The organism is Alkalibacillus haloalkaliphilus (assembly GCF_007991275.1).
GTDB classification, from domain to species: domain Bacteria; phylum Bacillota; class Bacilli; order Bacillales; family Alkalibacillaceae; genus Alkalibacillus; species Alkalibacillus haloalkaliphilus.
Window position 1 is genome coordinate 77,220 of the sequence record NZ_BJYA01000012.1, and the last position, 19,077, is coordinate 96,296.

Here is a 19,077-nt window from a genome sequence, read left to right on the forward strand (position 1 = left end):
CGAATTATTTATTTGATGGACTGTTCGCTGAGATCGTGAACGTCATCGTCGTGTGCGATACTTTTTCTTGTACAGCAACAAAAGATTCTTCAATAGCGTTAAAGATATCTTTAACATCGCCATCTAGACGTGTCATATAGTGAGAAGCACTTACTTCAACACCACGAGCTTTTGAAAGGTCAATTTGTTCATAGATTTTATCCATATAGTCTTCACGACCTAAAGGATAAAGAGAGAATTTGCAACCAGCTTGTTGATCGATTGTTTGTGATTTTTCTAGATTCATAGGCTCATCAGACTCAGCCATATAAACATCAGCCTCATTGTCTCCAGGGCATCCGATTGAGAATGTGCCGCTCATCGCAACATGTTCACCGGTTTTAGCTGCGTGAAGGAAGATCGCTTTCGTTACGTCGAAAACGTGAACCATTTTTCCTCGTACACATGTTGTTACATCATCCGTGTCTTTCCACACCTTTGTGCTATCCACTTCATCTAATGCTGATAAAATAATGTCGACGAAGTTGTCACTCATTGGGTGTAAAGTGAATTGGCACCCCGCGATTCTGCTTGTTCCACATTGTTGATTAGTCATGAAAATCTCCTCCTTAAAATAGTGAATTCGTATAGTTGTTAGCCTCTTTAGTAGTCAATTCCCTTAGCTAACAATAAAAAAACTGCATCCCGTGGGAATGCAGTTCAGCTTGTGTTAATCATGAATTTAAGACATGAAGCTTCACCGCACTTCCCCACGCTAGTATTATCTAGTTCGGGTTATGAGGGTCAGGTTTACACCTTCTCAGCCACATTTGTAGCTCCCCTAGTGCTTGTAACTCACGTATGCAGTTTTGTTATACTTATAGCATAATAAATCTATCAACATTTGTAAACTAAAAAAGAAAGGTAACTTCTCATGAACCAAAAATTTGTTATTCAAAATACGGAAGAATTTGTACGGACAAAGCTAGAACAAGAGGGCACTGGACATGATTGGTGGCACATTGCAAGAGTTGTAGAATTGACAAAAACAATAGCTGAAGATGAAGAAGCTAATTTATTTATTTCTATTATGGCTGCATTATTACATGATTTGATTGACGATAAGCTTGTAGAAGATAAAGAAGCGGCTTTACATGAGGTTAAAAGTTGGTTGGACAGTCAACAAGTTGTTGAGCATGATCAAGTACATATTTTAGACATCATCCAAACGATTTCTTTTAAGGAAGCTCACAATCATTTAACTAGTTTAGAAGCACAAGTCGTTCAAGATGCTGATCGATTAGATGCGATCGGGGCTGTTGGTATTGCGAGATGTTTTGCATTTGCCGGAGCGAAAGGAAACTTAATCCATGACCCTGATGAGGAACCAGAAATAAATATGTCTCAAGAACAGTATCGAGAGAAAAATGGGACAGCTATTAATCATTTTTATGAAAAACTATTGAAGTTAAAAGAATTAATGAATACTTCAACAGGGTATCAACTAGCTGAAGAGAGACATCAGTTTATGGAACAATATTTAGAACAATTTTATAAAGAGTGGAAAGGTATACGGTAATTTAAGGTTAGGTTTACGGCAATTAGTGGAATACTAATAGTTAGAGAATTTTAGCGGAGGAAGGTGATGGTTATGTTAACGTATATGGATTATATAAATCAGTTAGATCAAAACTCACACGAGTCATACGCATTAGTTAATCCACATACGAAAGAAGAAATTGTTAGGATCCCAGAGTGTCCAGATGACCAGATGGAGAAAGCGATTCAAAAGGCTGAAATTGCATTCGGGAAGATGAAAAGCATGCCAGCATATGAACGTTCAGAAATATTAGATCGATCAGCCCGAGTGGTATCAGATTATAAAAATTTATTTGCTGAAACGATTGCAAAAGAATCAGGTAAACCGATGAAATACGCTTTAGGTGAAGTAGATCGTACCGTGCAAACGTTGAAGTTTTCAGCTATTGAAGCACGTAAGCTTGAAGGTGAATCAATTCCATTAGATGCAGCCCCGAATGGAGCGGGAAGAGATGCTTATACAATTTTCGAACCTATTGGTGTTATTGGAGCGATCACACCATTTAACTTCCCATTAAACTTAGTCGTTCATAAAGTAGGCCCTGCCATTGCCGCTGGAAATTCGATTATAGTCAAACCAGCAGAAAAAACACCTCTTTCAGCAATCTTACTTCGTGAGGCGTTAGTTGAAGCAGGCCTTCCGGAAGATGCTTACCACGTCATAACAGGTGATGGTCCGAGACTTGGACAAGTGTTACTAAAAAGCAACGTAATCAAAAAGTTAACATTTACAGGAAGTCCTGAAGTTGGGCGTGAGATTAAGTCGCAAGCAGGATTGAAAAAAGTAACACTGGAATTAGGTAACAATTCGGCTTTATATATTGATAAAAGTCAACAAGACCGTGTGAAAGACATTGCTAAACAAGCTGTAACAGGTGCATTTTCTTACAATGGACAAGTATGTATAAGTACACAGCGCATTTATGTCCATAAGAACCTAATTGATCCATTCTTAGAAGAGTTTAAGAGTGAAACAGAAAAGCTCATCTACGGTGATCCGTTAGATCAAACAACAGACCTATCTAATTTAATCGATGAACCATCCCAAGAAAGGTTATTAGAGTGGATCAGTGAGGCTGAAAAGAGTGGTGCGAAAATTGTTACAGGTGGTACGCAAGTGAATGGAGGACTTAAGCCGACGATTTTAAAAGATGTAAAACCTGAATCGAAAATTTATAAAGAAGAAGCTTTCGGACCAGTCGTCATTGTTAATACAGTCGAAAGTGGAGAAGAAGCACTTGAGTCGATTAACAATAGTCAATACGGCTTGAATGCAGGTGTGTTTACAAATGATATGAAACAAGCACTTCAATTTGGTCATGAATTAAATGTAGGCCAAGTTCTTATTAATGACTTACCAACGTTAAGGTTTGACCACATGCCCTATGGGGGTAGGAAAAACTCTGGGTATGGTTATGAAGGTGTCAAATACGCGATTCAAGAAATGGTTAATCGTAAAATGATTAGTTTAAATTATACGTTTTAGAGTATGGTAATCTCTCCTATTGAAGGAGAGATTATTTTTGTGACATATTACTTTGACAGACAAAGTAATATGTTGTAAAGTTTACTTAAAGAGGTGAAAATAATGGCTAGTAATATATCAACGGATTTAATACGCGGGCATACTTCAACGATTATCTTAAATATTCTCAGACAAGGTGACAGTTATGGTTATGAGATTTATAAGAAGATTATTGAATTAAGTGATCAACAATATGAGTTAAAGGAAGCAACTTTGTACACAGCTTTTCGCCGTTTGCAGTCAGATGGTCTAATAGAAGCTTACTGGGGAGATGAAACACAAGGCGGTCGAAGGAAGTACTATCGTATAACCGATGAAGGGTTAGTGCGGTATGAAGAAAGTCGAAAAGAATGGGAATTTGCTAAAGAGGTTTTAGAACAGCTTATAAAGGGAGGAAATAACATTGAATCTTAATCAGGAAGTTAAAAAGTATGTTGATGATTTATTTAATGGAGTAGGGGAAAGTCAACAGCTATTTGACTTAAAACAAGAGTTAGTAACGAATATGCATGAAAGAATTCAAGATTATAAATCCAAAGGTATGACAGATGAGGAAGCTTTAAAGGAAGCTCAAGCTTCACTGGGAGATCTAGGTGGATTAGTTGAAGATATGCGAGAACATGGGAAAGATCAAGTTAGACAAGAAGTTTACTCATCTATGACAAATCGAATTTCAATCGGATCTTTAGTAATTGGTACTGTACTCATATTGTTTGGATTATTAATGTCTGTAAGTATGTTTTTCATGGAAGTTGAGGCTGTAGCTATACCCGGAACAGGTATTTTTGCCGTTGTAGGGGGTGCCATTTTAACTTATGGGTTACTGGCTAAGGAAACAGAGAAGTATTATGCTATGAGTAGTGTTCGAGCGGTACTTTACGCATCTGCAATTGGAACAATTTTATTTGCCATATTTGTAGCTTTAACTTCAGGGTTAGCAACAGGTGAGATGTTTGTTGCGATTACCTCGTTTACAGTCTTTTTTGTAATTGGGTTTGGCTTGTTATTAGCATTATTTTTAACAACAAAAGTACGTCGCCGTAAAGATTAGCTTAATTAAACTATTTTCATCGTATGATGGTCATGGTTAATATCTTGTTGAATAGGTTTTTCATTAGGGTAATTAATGAAAATTAATAGAATAACAACACACGTAACCCCTAATAAGATCAACTCATGCTTAGAATTAAAGCGTGAGTTGTTCTTTTTTATGAGAGCCGTCATCATAAATAATGATGTCCCGGTAAGGAGAAGAAGGCCAATTAACAAAATAAATAATCCTTCTGATAGCGGGAGCATGACAACTAACATCGCTCCCATCATGGCAGCCATAATACCAGTAAACGTTCCTTCAAGTTGAGCAAGTCCATCTGAAAACATTCCCATAAAAACTCCTGTTAAAGCTGCAAACCCACAGCTAACTAACGTACTCACAAGCAGACTATAATCGAAAATAATGCCAAATAAAAAGCCATAAACAAACCCAAACGTCATGCTAACGACCATTATAAGAACCATCATCGCCATACTAAAGGCACGGTACTTGTTTTGGTATAAGGCAGAAAAGACTACTAGTAAATTAAGAATAATGATCAGAAATGAGAAAACTTCAGCCGTCATATAAGTTGTCCTCCTTTGTCTAATAAATTTTATGAGTGAAGTTGGAAGTTATGTTAAGTAATTGAACAGTACGTGGTGGGGGTATGATTGTTACGAGAAAATAGGCGTTGAGTTAATTGACAAATATACTATAGGGGGGTATAGTAAAGTTAGAAACACTTAGGAGGTGTTCTTAATGTCACAAAATGAAAATATAGATCCAAAGATGGTTTCTGATGAGGAGCCAGTCGTACCGCGTACGAACTCCGAAAAAGAACAAATGCTTAATCGATTAAAACGAATTGAAGGGCAAGTGCGTGGCTTACAAAAAATGATTGAAGAAGATCGCTACTGCGTAGATGTTTTAGTTCAAATATCAGCAGTCAATGCGGCACTAAATAAAGTTGGTTATTCGATGATGGAACGTCATGCAAGAATGTGTGTTCACCAAGCAGTTAAGCAAGGTGAAGGGGACGAATATATGGAAGAGTTAATGAAAGTCGTGCAACAATATACGAAGTAAAGGGAGGTGCAACTAATGAAAGAAACAAAGTTAAACGTAGAAGGTATGACGTGTGCCGCTTGTTCAACACGAATTGAGAAAGTCCTTAACAAAATGGATGGGGTTGAAGCAAACGTTAACCTTTCAATGGAACGAGCGGATGTTAAGTATGATGAGGACCAAGTCTCTGTCGACGATGTCGTTGAGAAAATTGATAAATTGGGTTACGGCGTAAGAGAAGAAAAGGTTGAACTTGATATTAAAGGGATGACATGTGCAGCATGCTCAACTCGTATTGAAAAAGGTCTATCTAGAATGGACGGTATTAGTGAAGCAAACATCAACTTAACAACAGAATCAGGAACCATTTCTTATACCCCTGGGATGGTATCGGTAGAAGACATTCAAGAGAAAGTTAAAAAGTTAGGCTTTGAAGCTCTGTTAAAGCAAGATCAAGAAGAGAAAGAGTCTTCAAAAGAGAAAGAAATTCGTAGCCAAAAGACTAAATTTATAATTGCAGCGATTTTCTCTGCACCTTTACTATTAACGATGCTTGGTCATTTACCGTTTGCACCGAACTTATCAGCACCTGCCTGGATTGAGTATCCGTGGACACAGTTTGTATTAGCAGCTGTCGTTCAGTTTTATATCGGTGCACAGTTTTATAAAGGTGCATACCGATCTCTTATTAATAAAAGCGCCAACATGGACGTATTAGTCGCATTAGGTACGACAGCAGCATTTATGTACAGCTTCGTTCAATCAGTGTTATGGCAAATGGGTGCTGTACACCATGCGGAACTTTATTACGAAGCAAGTGCGATTATTATTACACTCGTTGTACTGGGTAAGTATCTAGAAGCAGTCGCCAAAGGGCGTACAACAGTTGCGATTACGCAATTGCTAAACTTACAGGCAAAAGAAGCAACCGTGTTAAAGAACGGTGAAGAAGTTCAAGTTCCAGTAGAAGAAGTTCAAGTCGGTGACCACATCGTCGTTCGCCCAGGTGAAAAAATTCCGGTAGACGGTGAAGTGGTAGAAGGGACGACTTCGATTGACGAATCAATGATTACTGGTGAAGCAATCCCAGTTGATAAACAACAAGAATCAACAGTTATAGGTTCAACGATTAACAAAAACGGTACGATTACAATGGTTGCAGAAAAAGTCGGAAAGGATACAGCTTTAGCAGGCATTATTAAAATCGTTGAAGATGCTCAAGGGTCTAAAGCTCCTATCCAAAGAATGGTTGATAAAATTTCAAGCATTTTCGTGCCAATCGTTGTCGTTATTGCGATTGTAACGTTTGTTGTTTGGTTCTTTATCGTTAATCCAGGGGTATGGGCACCTGCTCTGACAGCCTCTGTAGCGGTATTAGTTATTGCATGTCCATGTGCATTAGGACTTGCAACACCAACTTCAATTATGGTTGGTACAGGACGCGGGGCTGAAAATGGCATTCTGTTTAAAGGTGGAGAGTATTTAGAAGGCACTCAAGGTATTCAAGCTGTATTGTTAGATAAAACAGGTACCATTACAGAAGGTCGTCCACGTGTTACAGATGTAAAAACAATCTCAGGTGATGAACGAGATTTTGCTTTAATTGCAGCAGCTGAGAAGCGCTCTGAACACCCATTAGCTGAAGCGGTTATTGCTTATGCAACAGAACAAGGTGTAGAAGTTAACAACCCTAATCAGTTTGAAGCTATTACTGGCCACGGTGTTCAAGCATCGATTGACGAATCAGACGTATTAGTTGGAACTCGTAAATTATTAACAGAACAAGGTATTGAGGTTACTCAAGCAGAAGAAGTATTACAACAGTTTGAAGACGAAGGGAAAACAGCTGTTTTAGCGGCAATAGATGGACAGTTACGCTTTGTTATTGCTATTGCAGATACTGTTAAATCAACGTCTAAGCAAGCAATCGAAGCGTTACAAAATGACGAAATTGACGTTTATATAATGACAGGTGATAACAGAAGAACAGCAAGTGCCGTTGCGCGTGAAGTCGGCATTCCTGAAGCCAATGTAATCGCAGAAGTATTACCACAGCATAAAGCAGATCAAGTAGAAAAACTACAGCAAGAAGGCAAGAAGGTTGCTATGGTTGGAGACGGTATTAATGATGCTCCTGCATTGGCAATGGCTGACATTGGTATGGCGATTGGAACAGGTACAGATGTAGCAATTGAAGCGGCTGATGTAACATTAGTTGGTGGCGACTTAAACAATATTCCAAAAGCAATCAAATTAAGCAAAAAGACAATGCGAAACATTCGCCAAAACTTATTCTGGGCATTCTTCTACAATTCAGCGAGCATACCAGTTGCAGCATTAGGATTCTTGGCACCTTGGGTAGCTGGTGCAGCAATGGCGTTTAGTTCGGTTTCTGTATTGACGAATTCGCTTAGACTTAAACGACAAAGAATTTGATTATGAGCCACTTCCGATTAGGGGGTGGCTTATATATTTGATTTAATAAGGCTGCCCCTAGTCAAACGTGATGTTTATAACAATTAAAAAGATGACCGCAATAAGCGATCACCTTTTTAAAATTTTATCGGGTAGGACTGTGTCCGTTACCGTTGCCATTACCATTGCCGTTCCCATTTCCACCACTATTATTCTTCGTTAGCACCTTCAATCCTTGTCCCATATCAGATGCTAATACAAAGTTTCGGTCGACAAATACGCCCCAAACATCTGCTTGGTCTGATTTGTATTGCCCTACTTGAACGGGATCTGATGGGTCAGTGATGTCAACAGCATAAACACCACCAGCATAGTGTGAAAGGTAAAGAGTATTGCCTCTTACTTTAGGGTCGTGAACAGTGTTTGCAAAAGTTGGCCCATCTTCAACTTGGAACGTTAAGTCTGTCGTGAACTCGCTTAGTAGTTCTGGATCAGTCGGGTCTTTAATATCAAAGATACGTGTATAACCGTAAGCTTCTTCATATCCTTCGCGAACTGGAACATAAACTTCTCGAGTTTCAATTAAAACGTTGCCACCTTGTGCCAAAGCTGCAGAATGAGCAGAGCCTTGTTGATCAGAGGCGAAGTCTGTGCGTCCTAAGTACTCAGGATTTTCAGGGTCTTCGATGTTAAAGATCATCGTTCCTAAATCCCACATCGATACATAGGCGTGTCGAGCGTTGTTATCGGTTATTACGCTATGAGCAAACACAGGTCGCGTGTTACCATCTGGAGACTCCCAATTATATCCATCAAACTCGTCTGATACTTCCGGCAAGGATCTTGGGTCAAACTGCCATAGATTTTCGGGATTAGACGGGTCAGATACGTCTACAATTTGAAAATCGTGCTCTTCACCACCACTGTATAGGTCAGCATAAGGGTTAGCAGTTAAAACGAGTGCGCGATTACCTTGAGTCGTTAAATAAAGTTCATGTGTACCATTTGTGTCAGCATAAACTTCTGAGTAACCAAGTTTCTCTGGGTTGTACGGGTCTGTTACATCATAAAGCAAAAATCCTCCAGAAGTGTCTGCATTACGGTTTAATTGTTGAACACTGACGACTGCTAAATCACCATTAAATTCTGGTGTGTTTACAGACTTTACAATGACCTTTTCATGCCATGTGCCTGGAACGTCATCATGAGCGAAAACTGCTACTTCTTCAGGGTTTTCGGGATCTTGTAAGTCAAAGACTCGAACACCACCATCGCCGCCACCTGCTGTATGAGTACCTACATAAGCAAATCCTTTATGTGAGTATACATCAGCGGCATTGTTTTGGATCCCATCTCGGATTTGTTCCAGTTGTAAAGAAGCGGCTTCATCAAGAAACTTTAAGTTTTTATCGCCTTCTACATGTGGAGTTCCTAAATCTTCTAATTCTTCTTCTGTAAATAATGTTCTTTCACCTTTGTTTAAGTCTGAACCATCGAGGTAATCATGTGCAAATGTAGTAGGAGTAAAAACTGAGAAGACTAAAGCTCCCGACAATGCAGAGGTAACAAGAAGATTTCTTTTCTTCATAAACATTCCTCCATTACAAAAATTAGTGAATATTCACTCTATTTAATAGTTTAATAGATTTGGAAGAAATAGTTAATATGAAGATATACTCATTATTTCGACAGTCTAAATAACTAGAAAATGTAAATGTTTTACACGAAAAGTGACCGCGTGAAGGCGGTCACTTAAGTTTTTTAAGATTTACGTCGGTTATGTTGATGTTGACTCGCACGTTGATCTGCAGCTTCTGCTCGACGTTGAGCTTCGATGTCAGCACTGTCAGCTAATTCTTCTGCAAACTCGACATCACGCGCTTCTAGCTGTTCACTTTTAGGCGTTTGACCTAAGGGTTTGCGGCTTTTTCTTTTATGTTCATCTCTACCCATCTCCATATCACCTCTCTTGTTAATTAGTACAAATGTAGTATGCGAAGATAAAGGGTGAGTTATGTTAGACAATCTGTTTTTTATACTATTACTTTAGTCTGAATAGTTTGAATTGTATCTTGAGTTTCGGCATAATTAAGTGTATAGAGTGTATTTGAAAGGGTGGGATTATGAAGGTTAATTTTGACGAAATCATTAATCGCGACGCAATAGGAAGCTATGAAAAAGTTGACTTAAATGAAATTCATTATTTAGCTAATCAAGAGGAGTTAAACGACGCCAAACAAGATGAACAAAAGGTGTTATTTTTAGGAATCGATCTACAAAATGACTTTATAGAAGGCGGTGCTTTAGGAGTACCAGGGTCATATGAAGATGTCTATAGTATAACGCGCTTCATTTATCGCAACTTAAGTAAGATCACAAGTATTGCTGTATCGTTAGACACCCATAATATGAAACAAATTTTTCACCCTGCTTGGTGGGTTGATCCAAAAGGGAACCACCCTGATCCTTTAACAATAATTACTGTAGAAGATGTTGAATTAGGTAAATGGAAGCCGTTGTATAAGCACGAACAAAGCATTCAATATGTAAAAGGATTAGAGCAACAAGGTCAAAAGCAACTGTGCATTTGGCCATTTCATTGTATAGAAGGAACACCAGGTGCCGCATTAGAAAGCCAGTTTTCGAGAATGATTCATTTTCATTCGATCATCCGTAATACAGAAGTGAAGAAGGTTGTTAAAGGATTAGATCCTCTTAGTGAGAAATATGGGATTATTGAACCTGAGTATAGTCAGGATAACCAAACTGATTATGGTTTACTTAATTTTATTAGTGAATTTGACAAAGTAGTTGTTGCTGGAGAAGCGGAGTCACATTGTGTTTATGAATCAGTAAAACAATTAGCAGAGCACTTTGCATCAAATGAGAGTTTTACAAATAACATTTACGTACTAAAAGATGGGATGAGCTGTATTCCAGGTTTTGAAGATGAAACGTATGATGGTTGGAAACAATTATCTGACAAATACGGTGTTAAACTTGTAGAATCAAGTGAGCTTATTTTGTAGGAATTGTATCAATTCCCCAGGAAATAGCTAGAATTTGTCGTTGGAAGGAGAATGGCGTTGCGGACAATTGGAATTATTGGCGGAATGAGTTGGGAATCGACAGTTTCATACTACCAAGAAATCAATCGTGAAGTAAAAAATCGATTAGGTGGATTACATTCTGCTGAATGTATCATCTATAGTGTCGATTTTGCAGAGATCGAGAGGTACCAGTCGGAAGGAAGATGGAGTGAATCAGGAGAAAGGTTAGCAGAAGTGACGAAAAAACTTGAAAGCGCTGGAGCAGAGCTCATCATTTTAGCAACAAACACAATGCATAAAGTAATTGATTATGTTGAAGAAATAACAGACCTTCCAGTGATCCATATTGCGGATGCAACTGCTGAGAAGATGAAGGGAGATCGGGTTCATTCGACAGCTTTATTAGGTACGAAATATACGATGGAGCAAGGTTTCTATAAAGATCGGGTTCGTAAATATAGTATAGATGTTATTGTTCCAACTGAAGAGGAACAAAAGAGAGTAAATGATATCATTTTTAATGAGCTTGTTTTAGGTGAACTGAATCAGCAGTCGAAGCAATATTATTTGCAAGTGATCGAACGATTAAAACAAGATGGAGCAGATTCTGTTATATTAGGGTGTACTGAAATAGGACTACTCATAAACCAAACGAGTCTAGACATACCAGTTTATGATACATCAAAGATCCATGTCCAAAAAGCAGTTGATTATGCGTTAGGGAGTATAAATGTTAACTAACTAATTACCGCGCTTTTTTCGCACCCATTCATCACAAAACCATAGAACAATGGCGGCAAACAATGCACCAAAAAAGAATGGATACATACTTGTCCAATAGGTTATAAAATCGTTAAACAACGTACTTGGGTCGGCAAGAATACCGAGTATGAAAATAAAGCTTACACCAGACAAAACATGAAACCAAAAAGAATATTGTCGACGTTTAACTTCAGTCATTTTCTGAGTTAACCAATCAGAAAGGACAGATGCTGGAATACCGTAAGAGAATAGACCGCCAACAACATAAAGCGCGATGATTGGTAATAAAACCGATAGAAAAATTCCACCACTCGTTAAATATAAAACAGCGGTTAGTGTCGGTGTTATTATAATCGAAGCGAGTAAAAAAGCGAGAAATTTTCTAAGAAGCATTAAAACCACCTACTTGATTAAATATAGCATTATCATATCATGGATGTTAGTGATTCGATAGATTGAGAGGTTTTATTTTGAGGAAGATCATTTTATCTACTTTAATTGTTCTATTTTTAATGGGAATTGATCAACAAGTTAGTGCCGAAGAAGAAGGAGAAGTGTCGCTAGGCATAATGGTACAGGGTGCTGGTGATTACAGTGGTAATATGTCTTTTACAATGTCACGTGAATATGAAAATACGAGTACGACGACACAAAGTATTTCAGAAAGTTTTCAGCCGACTATTGGACACTTTCCAGGTGTGACAGTGGAGGTAGTCAACAAGCCTGAAGCTTTAGATGTTAATGTAGACGAAGGAGATCAGCAAAGAATCGAAATATCAGGTGACATCGAACCCGGTGATGAGGTGCGTGTAGATTTATTAATTGATATGCCAACATATGTTGATGGAGGACAAAGGAGCGGTAGTAGCGGAGCAGGTTTCTCTGGAAGGCTTGCCCTATTTGCTCAAAGAGATAATATATATGTTCAAGTGGTGAACGTTAATTATCAGTTTCCGCAATATAATAACGGAACTGAACAGAGTCATTTGCAGTTAAATCATTTTGATGAAGAGCGTGTTGCCGAATACATCGAGCCAACCTTAACCGGTTCTAATGTTTTGACTAGTGGTCGGTGGCTCGTCATTGATGAGGGAACTAATCATGAGCAACTAAGAGACAGAGATAATAAAGCCGACTTAAATGATGCTGTAAGAGGTGATTTAAACATCGCTTATAATGTTCAGTTAAACACTTCACCTAACATTTTGACATACGTTGCGATCGGGGTAGCTTTTATATCGCTTATTGTTAGCGTGTCATTAGTTATGTATATAAGAAAGTTTAAACTACAATAAAGTAAAAAGAGGAAAGCCGGCGTTCGCTTTCCTCTTTAAAAGGTTGATTAGACAATTGATAATCCACGTTCGATTAACGTGTTAAACTCTTCATTCTCTCTCTTTAAGTTATTTAATTCTTCTAGTAAAGTTTGCTTTAAATCTGTTTCAGCAAGCTCACTTAGTAACTCCACCATTTCTAGACGAAGAAGCCAATCTTTAGGGTGGTCTTCCTTAAGTTGTTCATGGATCGGCTGTAAGTCAGCAACTAAATTGTTAGAACTATTGTCTCGGATGGCTCTTACACGGGCATAAAGCTCATTAAGTTCTACTTGTGTCTTTTCTGGAATCGGCGTTTCTTGAGCTTCATCGACAGTGTAGTAATTTTCACCGTCAGCCGCACCTGCATAAACAGAAGTGATGTCAGTTCCAACGGCTAAATCAAATGCGCCCCACTCAGGTTTGAAAAGGACTTCTTCCCCTTTAGTTACAGTGCAGTCTTCTAATGAGATTACTACTAACTTCTCATTATGGTGAACTAGATCAGTAACTGTTCCATTCACTTGAATCCCATTTTCATAGTTCAGTTCAGTATTATTTCCAATCTGAACTCCGATATCTTTAAGCTGATCATCGCTTAAGTCTTCAAGTGGTTTTTCAAGCCCTGTAATTTGACCAATTGGTGCACCGAACCCGTCAGCATGGACGTCAGTTCCGTGGTTTTCTAATTGTTGGTCACTTGCAGCTAAGGCTGTCTCACCAGTTGTTTTTAAGTAGATTGCTTCTCCTTGATCATCTTTTAACAAGTCGGTGAACACACCAGTCACTTGAAGACCTGAGCTAAATACAGCTGTAGCGGTATTAGCAGAACGAACGGCTTTCTCTAAACTTTCTGTCCCTCCTTTCATAAACGACATCGTTTTCGCAAATTCTTCAGCTGCATCGAGGAGCTGCTTGAAGTCTTTACATACGAATAAATGAGGCTGGGGCTTTGTAATATCAAAACCTGTGTTTATGACTTCATCCATATCAAATGGCAATTTTTCAACTTCATCACTTAATGCATTGGAACCTTCGCCGACAGAAGATAGTAAGCCAGCCCCGTAAATTTTAGGGTCATCAAGGTCACCTACTAGTCCGAATTCTACTGTCCACCAGTAAAAACGACCGACGATTTGTGCTTCTGAAAGCTCTGTGATCTTCGCTTCGCATTCATCAACTTCTTGCTTAGCTTGGTTAATTTCTTCTTCAGTAGCATTACCTTTTTCTAATAGATTCGAGTAACTTCGAACAGCTTCAAAATGATCATGTTCTTCTTTTGTCGCAATTGCTTTCATACCAATTTCACCAAATCGTTTAACGAATGCTGAGTACTCAGGGTCAGCTAAGATTGGTGCGTGGCCAGCAGCTTCATGAATAATGTCTGGAGCTGGTGTGTAAAGTATGTTTTCTAACTTACGTATTTCATTTACGACAGGTAATATACCTTTTGCTTGAAATTCAAAGAAGGCAACTCCTGGGATGAAGCCATCGATTGTTGCAGCTCCCCAACCAGACGGTGCAAGACTTTCATTCATTTCATCAACGTTAGGAATTTTATCTATTGAAATGGAAGAGGCTCTTAAACCGTCAGTATATGCTTCGTGAGCTGTATCTTTTAATAAATTATGGTTTTGTCGCATGACATAACGCCATACGGCATGGTTAATAGCAGTGTAATGTTCATAATGTTGTTCGGCTGTGTATTTTCTTAAATGTTTAGGTACGGATTTCTTTTCAACTGTTTGCATGGTTGCACTCCTTTTTATCACTTTTACGCTTGTCCACTTGAACGCTTTTACTTGATAAAGTGACGAGTATTTAAAAACTAATATATCATTTTACGTTGTAGATTAGCAACCATTATTTTAAATTTAGTTGACTAAGTTTTATATTTCATATATAAGTAGTTTAATAGAGTGTTTAGGAGAGTGTTATATGGTTGATCAGAAAGTTTATATCGTTAGGCATTGTGAAGCAGAAGGGCAAGAACCGAGTAGTCAATTAACAGAACAAGGTGAGATACAGGCGTATAGATTGCGTGATTTCTTTAGTGAACAGCGTGTCGATCAGATTATAACAAGCCCATTTGAGCGTGCGATTCAATCTATTATGCCAACAGCACAAGAACATCAACTGGACTTATATATAGCGGACGATTTACAAGAAAGGAAATTAAGTAGTGAAAACTTATCCGACTGGATGGAGCGATTAGAGCAAACGTATCAAGATTTTGACTTGAAGTTTTCAGGTGGGGAATCAAGTAGAGAAGCGGCCGATCGGGCAGTTAAAGTTTTGACTGATATAAAATTAAGCCAAAACAAAGCGACAATTGTTGTTTCACATGGTGGTCTTATTTCATTGATTTTAAATCATTTTGATCCATCATTTGGGTTCGAAGGCTGGAAGCAGTTAACGAATCCTGATATTTATGAAATTAACTTAACTCGACGTGAAGTCAAACGTATTTGGGATCAATAAAAAAAGAGCTATGCGTTATAGCTCTTTCATATGGTGAATTAATTTATGTGGGTCAGAATCCATAATTATTAAATCTTTATGTAACTGATCAACAAAACCTTGTTCAATCATATGATCAAACAGTTCAAGTAGTGGTGTGTAGTAATCGTTAATATTGAGAAGTGCACATGGCTTTTCGTGATAACCAATTTGTGCCCATGTTACGACTTCAAACCATTCTTCTAGCGTACCAGCACCACCTGGTAAGGCAATAAAAGCATCGGCAAGTCGTGCCATCATTGCTTTTCTGTCGTGCATCGTTTCGACGACATGTAATTCGGTAAGTGCATCGTGAGCTATTTCAATCGTTTTTAGTTTTTCAGGGATAACACCAATTGCCTTCCCACCGTTTTTTAACACACCTTCAGCGACAGCACCCATACAACCGACGATAGCACCGCCGTAAACGAGCTCAATGTTGTGTTGTGCTAAAACTTCACCTAGCTGTTTAGCTTTCTTCATGTAAACAGGATCACGACCTTTTCGTGAACCACAGAATACTGCTACACGCTTCATCGAATAACTCCCATTCCGTTATGATGTTTATTATTTTTATTCAATAACAATAAGCTTTATGTAAATAAATTATACCATTTGATTTAATTTAGCATGAACATAATCAAGAACAAAATCTAAGGAAGTGAAAATATGTTTATTCGAAATTATGAACCGAGAGATGAGGAAGGTTGGCTAAGGTGTAGGGTTTTATCTTTTCTTAACACAGCTTACTATGATAATGTTTTACAACATAAAGAGAAGTATCACAACCGATCGATTGAAATCGTAGCTGAAAAGGGTGGGGAGATTGTTGGCTTATTAGATTTGGAGTTGGAACAAAGTGAAAGGCAAGTATGTACGTTAAGAAATGGGTTAGGTGCTATGATGTGGCACATTGCAGTCCATCCAGACTATCAACGAGAAGGTGTTGGGAAGCAATTACTTCAATATGCTGAGAGTCAATTAAAGGGTCAAGGTTATGAATACTTAGAGGCATGGACAAGAGATGATGACTGGGTTAATCATTGGTATGAAAATCAAGGGTTTCAAAAGGCTAACTCCTATTATCAAGCATTTATTAGTGGTGAGCAAAGGCATGAATTCATTGGATCGAAACATTCAGAAGTCACTGTATTATCTGCGTTTGCTCACTATATGGGACATGATGAAAGTGTTATTAATAAATTTGAGCGAGTTTATGAGTGTAATGGTTATGTTAAAACGTTAAAATAGAACGAGTAGCTCCTTATAGTATCACTAAGGAGCTACTTCTTTTTTATGATGGCGTTAATGATTTGGATGATTAGAGAAAGAAGCGCCACCACAAATGAACCGAACCCTAACATGACTAACAAAAATCCGTACGTTTCCACTAAAAGCAACACCTCCAAAGTTTTCCTCTCGCTATCGGGTTGTCTATATTGTAAAACAAGAACATATGTTCGTAAAGTTAATCGAACAAAAAACGACTTATGTCCTATTTAGCTGTGTAAAATACATAACAGTTGAGCATTATATTAATGGCGTGTATATCGAGTAGTCGCGTTTAATAAAGTAGTGGTGTGGGTAAATTTAACAGTAAAGACACTTTTTTAACGAGCGGAAATAATAGAAAGGGGTATGTCTCGTGAAAATGAATGTGACACAAAAGTTGATTAAAGAGCATCTAGTCTCAGGGCAAATGAATCCAGGTGAAGAGATTGGGCTAAAAATTGATCAAACGTTAACACAAGATGCAACAGGTACTATGGTCATGTTAGAGCTTGAAGCTATGGGTGTTGATCAAGCTAAAACAGAAGCATCAGCACAGTATGTAGACCACAATTTAATTCAAGATGATTATCGAAATGCAGATGACCATATGTTTTTACGTAGTGCGGCTAATCGTTTCGGTCTTTATTATAGCCGTCCTGGTAATGGTGTTAGCCACCCGGTTCATATGCAGAAGCTAGCTGTGCCAGGTAAGACGTTACTCGGTTCAGATAGCCATACGTGCGCTAACGGTTGTATGGGGATGCTTGCGATGGGTGCTGGTGGTATTGATGTTGCCTTAGCTATTGCAGGAGAGCCTTATTACATTAAAATGCCACAAGTTTGGGGCGTTAAGTTAACAGGAAAGCTTCCGGATTGGGTTAGTGCTAAAGATGTTATTTTAGAAATGTTACGCCGTCATGATGTTAAAGGCGGTGTTGGAAAGGTCATTGAATATTACGGTCCTGGTGTTAAAGAATTATCAGCAATGGACCGCCATGTCATTGCCAACATGGGAGCAGAACTCGGCGCAACGGCAACCGTTTTCCCTTCAGACAAAGAGATTAAAAACTTCTTAAAAGTACAAGGAAGAGAAGAAGATTGGGTTGAAGTGACCGCTGACCGTGGAGCGAGCTATGACCTTCATGAAGAAATTGACTTATCGAGTCTTGAGCCGTTAATCGCAAAACCATCAAGCCCAGGTAACGTAGTACCAGTTACTGAAGTGGCAGGCGAACCGATTTATCAATCTTATATCGGTTCATCAGCTAACCCAGGTTACCGAGACTTTGCCATTGTTGCAGAGGTTGTTAAAGGAAAGCATGTAGCACAAGGCCTTTCGTTAGATATTAACCCATCATCTCGACAAATTTTAACGCAATTAGTCGATGATGGACATATTGCAAGTCTTTTGTCGGCTGGTGGAAGGCTTCACCAAGCTGGTTGTAACGGTTGTATCGGAATGGGGCAAGCGCCGGCATCTGGGCGTAACAGCTTAAGAACAACGCCTCGTAACTTCCCAGGACGATCAGGTACTAAAGAGGATAGCGTGTTTTTATGTAGCCCAGAAACAGCAGCAGCTTCAGCGTTAACGGGGGAAATTACCGACCCAAGAACGTTAGAAATGGATTATCCTAAAGTAAAAGAGCCGACAAAAGTTGATTTTGAAAAAGAAAAAGGTATGTTAGAAGAGCCATTAACATCAGCTGATGGTTTAACAGTTGAGTTAGAGAAGGGGCCTAACATTAGTTCAATTCCAAACATGGCTCCATTACAAGACAACTTTGAGGTACCTGTCTTATTGAAGATGGGCGATAACATTTCAACTGATGAAATATTAGCCGGTGGTTCGCGTGTTTTACCTTACCGTAGTAACTTGCCGAAAATCAGTACATTTACATTTGAAATTGTTGATGACAATTACTACGAGCGTGCTATGGAGCTTCGTGACGATGGAGGCCATGCGGTTGTCGGTGGATACAACTACGGTCAAGGCTCTAGCCGTGAACACGCAGCGTTAGCTCCACGCTATCTAGGATTAAAAGCTGTCATTGTGAAAGACTTTGCTCGTATTCACTTGCAGAATTTAATTAACTTCGGCATATTGCCATTAACGTTTGTAGACGAATCAGAATTCGACAAAATCGAGCAAGGCGCCGTATTAGAATTTGAAAACGTTCGTGACAAGATCCAAGAGTCAAACGAATTTGAAGTTGGCGTTAGAGGTAAAGCTGAAAAAGTTAAAGTAAAGCATAGTTTAACAGATCGTCATTTGGACATAATACTAGCAGGAGGCATTATTAATTGGGTTAAAAACAAACAACAAGAAAGTGGTGTCTAAATGGGTTCACAACAGTTTCGTTGCAAAGCATGTGATGGTGCTGGACTATTAATGGACGATGAAGAATGGCGCTACACGTGTACTGTCTGTAGTGGAGATGGTTATGTTTCGAAGTATGAAAGTCAACAAGGAAGCCGTATTAATGAAGTTGATGAAAACAATCGAATATTAGATTAATCCTGTAAAGACAATAAAAGCACTGATCATCTTATGATCAGTGCTTT

21 protein-coding genes and 1 riboswitch are annotated in these 19,077 nt (G+C 38.6%); of the genes, 13 read left to right on the forward strand and 8 right to left on the reverse strand.

Going from position 1 to position 19,077, the window contains the following annotated elements:
* Window positions 1-4: 4 nt before the first annotated feature.
* Window positions 5-595, reverse strand: coding sequence for a YkoF family thiamine/hydroxymethylpyrimidine-binding protein (locus AHA02nite_RS08985; RefSeq protein WP_146816487.1), 591 nt, complete (start codon window positions 593-595; stop codon window positions 5-7).
* A 134-nt stretch (window positions 596-729) separates the two neighbouring features.
* Window positions 730-832, reverse strand: a riboswitch (TPP riboswitch).
* 81 nt (window positions 833-913) lie between these two features.
* On the opposite strand from AHA02nite_RS08985, the gene AHA02nite_RS08990 reads away from it, so the two are divergent.
* The 4 genes from AHA02nite_RS08990 to AHA02nite_RS09005 all read left to right on the forward strand — a co-directional run bounded on the left by AHA02nite_RS08990 (window position 914) and on the right by AHA02nite_RS09005 (window position 4,154).
* Window positions 914-1,558, forward strand: coding sequence for an HD domain-containing protein (locus tag AHA02nite_RS08990; protein ID WP_146816489.1), 645 nt, complete (start codon window positions 914-916; stop codon window positions 1,556-1,558).
* A 66-nt stretch (window positions 1,559-1,624) separates the two neighbouring features.
* On the forward strand, window positions 1,625-3,064 hold the full coding sequence (locus AHA02nite_RS08995; RefSeq protein WP_146816491.1) for an aldehyde dehydrogenase family protein: 1,440 nt from the start codon (window positions 1,625-1,627) through the stop codon (window positions 3,062-3,064).
* Between the two features lie 102 nt (window positions 3,065-3,166).
* Entirely contained in the window at window positions 3,167-3,517 is a 351-nt protein-coding gene (locus AHA02nite_RS09000) for a PadR family transcriptional regulator (protein ID WP_146816493.1), read from the forward strand.
* Window positions 3,507-4,154 (forward strand): permease prefix domain 1-containing protein, encoded by a 648-nt coding sequence (locus tag AHA02nite_RS09005; protein ID WP_146816495.1) that lies wholly within the window; start codon window positions 3,507-3,509, stop codon window positions 4,152-4,154. Before AHA02nite_RS09000 ends, AHA02nite_RS09005 begins: the two co-directional genes overlap by 11 nt.
* A gap of 5 nt (window positions 4,155-4,159) precedes the next feature.
* On the opposite strand, the gene AHA02nite_RS09010 is transcribed toward AHA02nite_RS09005, so the two are convergent.
* Window positions 4,160-4,723: a hypothetical protein gene (locus AHA02nite_RS09010; protein WP_146816497.1), complete on the reverse strand. Its 564-nt coding sequence runs from the start codon at window positions 4,721-4,723 to the stop codon at window positions 4,160-4,162.
* A 175-nt stretch (window positions 4,724-4,898) separates the two neighbouring features.
* Between AHA02nite_RS09010 and AHA02nite_RS09015 the strand changes: the two genes are divergently transcribed.
* Both AHA02nite_RS09015 and AHA02nite_RS09020 read left to right on the forward strand, forming a co-directional pair.
* Complete coding sequence (locus AHA02nite_RS09015) at window positions 4,899-5,225, forward strand: metal-sensitive transcriptional regulator (RefSeq protein ID WP_146816499.1); 327 nt, start codon at window positions 4,899-4,901, stop codon at window positions 5,223-5,225.
* Between the two features lie 15 nt (window positions 5,226-5,240).
* Window positions 5,241-7,640 carry a heavy metal translocating P-type ATPase gene (locus AHA02nite_RS09020; protein WP_146816500.1) on the forward strand — a complete coding sequence of 800 codons (2,400 nt, stop codon included), beginning with the start codon at window positions 5,241-5,243 and terminating at the stop codon, window positions 7,638-7,640.
* 124 nt (window positions 7,641-7,764) lie between these two features.
* Here the strand turns inward: AHA02nite_RS09020 and AHA02nite_RS09025 are convergent, their stop codons facing one another.
* Window positions 7,765-9,207 carry an LVIVD repeat-containing protein gene (locus tag AHA02nite_RS09025; RefSeq protein WP_146816502.1) on the reverse strand — a complete coding sequence of 481 codons (1,443 nt, stop codon included), beginning with the start codon at window positions 9,205-9,207 and terminating at the stop codon, window positions 7,765-7,767.
* Window positions 9,208-9,380: 173 nt separating this feature from the next.
* Window positions 9,381-9,578: a YfhD family protein gene (locus tag AHA02nite_RS09030; RefSeq protein ID WP_307724922.1), complete on the reverse strand. Its 198-nt coding sequence runs from the start codon at window positions 9,576-9,578 to the stop codon at window positions 9,381-9,383.
* Between the two features lie 164 nt (window positions 9,579-9,742).
* Between AHA02nite_RS09030 and AHA02nite_RS09035 the strand changes: the two genes are divergently transcribed.
* Both AHA02nite_RS09035 and AHA02nite_RS09040 read left to right on the forward strand, forming a co-directional pair.
* A complete protein-coding gene (locus AHA02nite_RS09035) occupies window positions 9,743-10,648 on the forward strand; it encodes a cysteine hydrolase family protein (protein WP_146816504.1) in 906 nt (301 codons plus the stop codon).
* A gap of 57 nt (window positions 10,649-10,705) precedes the next feature.
* Complete coding sequence (locus AHA02nite_RS09040; protein WP_146816505.1) at window positions 10,706-11,410, forward strand: aspartate/glutamate racemase family protein; 705 nt, start codon at window positions 10,706-10,708, stop codon at window positions 11,408-11,410.
* On the opposite strand, the gene AHA02nite_RS09045 is transcribed toward AHA02nite_RS09040, so the two are convergent.
* The gene (locus tag AHA02nite_RS09045) at window positions 11,411-11,824 is read right to left on the reverse strand and encodes a hypothetical protein (RefSeq protein ID WP_146816507.1); all 414 of its coding nucleotides are present in this window, start codon (window positions 11,822-11,824) and stop codon (window positions 11,411-11,413) included.
* Between the two features lie 77 nt (window positions 11,825-11,901).
* Here AHA02nite_RS09045 and AHA02nite_RS09050 point away from each other — a divergent pair, with 77 nt between their 5' ends.
* Entirely contained in the window at window positions 11,902-12,726 is an 825-nt protein-coding gene (locus tag AHA02nite_RS09050; protein WP_146816509.1) for a hypothetical protein, read from the forward strand.
* 47 nt (window positions 12,727-12,773) lie between these two features.
* On the opposite strand, the gene AHA02nite_RS09055 is transcribed toward AHA02nite_RS09050, so the two are convergent.
* Complete coding sequence (locus AHA02nite_RS09055; protein WP_146816511.1) at window positions 12,774-14,495, reverse strand: aromatic amino acid hydroxylase; 1,722 nt, start codon at window positions 14,493-14,495, stop codon at window positions 12,774-12,776.
* Between the two features lie 187 nt (window positions 14,496-14,682).
* Between AHA02nite_RS09055 and AHA02nite_RS09060 the strand changes: the two genes are divergently transcribed.
* A complete protein-coding gene (locus tag AHA02nite_RS09060; RefSeq protein ID WP_146816513.1) occupies window positions 14,683-15,225 on the forward strand; it encodes a histidine phosphatase family protein in 543 nt (180 codons plus the stop codon).
* 15 nt (window positions 15,226-15,240) lie between these two features.
* Here the strand turns inward: AHA02nite_RS09060 and AHA02nite_RS09065 are convergent, their stop codons facing one another.
* Window positions 15,241-15,780, reverse strand: coding sequence for an LOG family protein (locus AHA02nite_RS09065; RefSeq protein ID WP_146816515.1), 540 nt, complete (start codon window positions 15,778-15,780; stop codon window positions 15,241-15,243).
* 132 nt (window positions 15,781-15,912) lie between these two features.
* Here AHA02nite_RS09065 and AHA02nite_RS09070 point away from each other — a divergent pair, with 132 nt between their 5' ends.
* Window positions 15,913-16,494, forward strand: a complete 582-nt coding sequence (locus AHA02nite_RS09070) for a GNAT family N-acetyltransferase (protein WP_146816517.1) — start codon at window positions 15,913-15,915, stop codon at window positions 16,492-16,494.
* A gap of 32 nt (window positions 16,495-16,526) precedes the next feature.
* Here AHA02nite_RS09070 and AHA02nite_RS15460 read toward each other — a convergent pair whose 3' ends face one another.
* The gene (locus tag AHA02nite_RS15460; RefSeq protein WP_407642737.1) at window positions 16,527-16,646 is read right to left on the reverse strand and encodes a putative holin-like toxin; all 120 of its coding nucleotides are present in this window, start codon (window positions 16,644-16,646) and stop codon (window positions 16,527-16,529) included.
* 242 nt (window positions 16,647-16,888) lie between these two features.
* On the opposite strand from AHA02nite_RS15460, the gene AHA02nite_RS09080 reads away from it, so the two are divergent.
* Both AHA02nite_RS09080 and AHA02nite_RS15125 read left to right on the forward strand, forming a co-directional pair.
* Entirely contained in the window at window positions 16,889-18,853 is a 1,965-nt protein-coding gene (locus AHA02nite_RS09080) for an aconitate hydratase (protein ID WP_146816521.1), read from the forward strand.
* Window positions 18,854-19,030: a hypothetical protein gene (locus AHA02nite_RS15125; RefSeq protein ID WP_170236035.1), complete on the forward strand. Its 177-nt coding sequence runs from the start codon at window positions 18,854-18,856 to the stop codon at window positions 19,028-19,030. It abuts the gene before it with no gap.
* The last annotated feature ends 47 nt before the right edge of the window (window positions 19,031-19,077 follow it).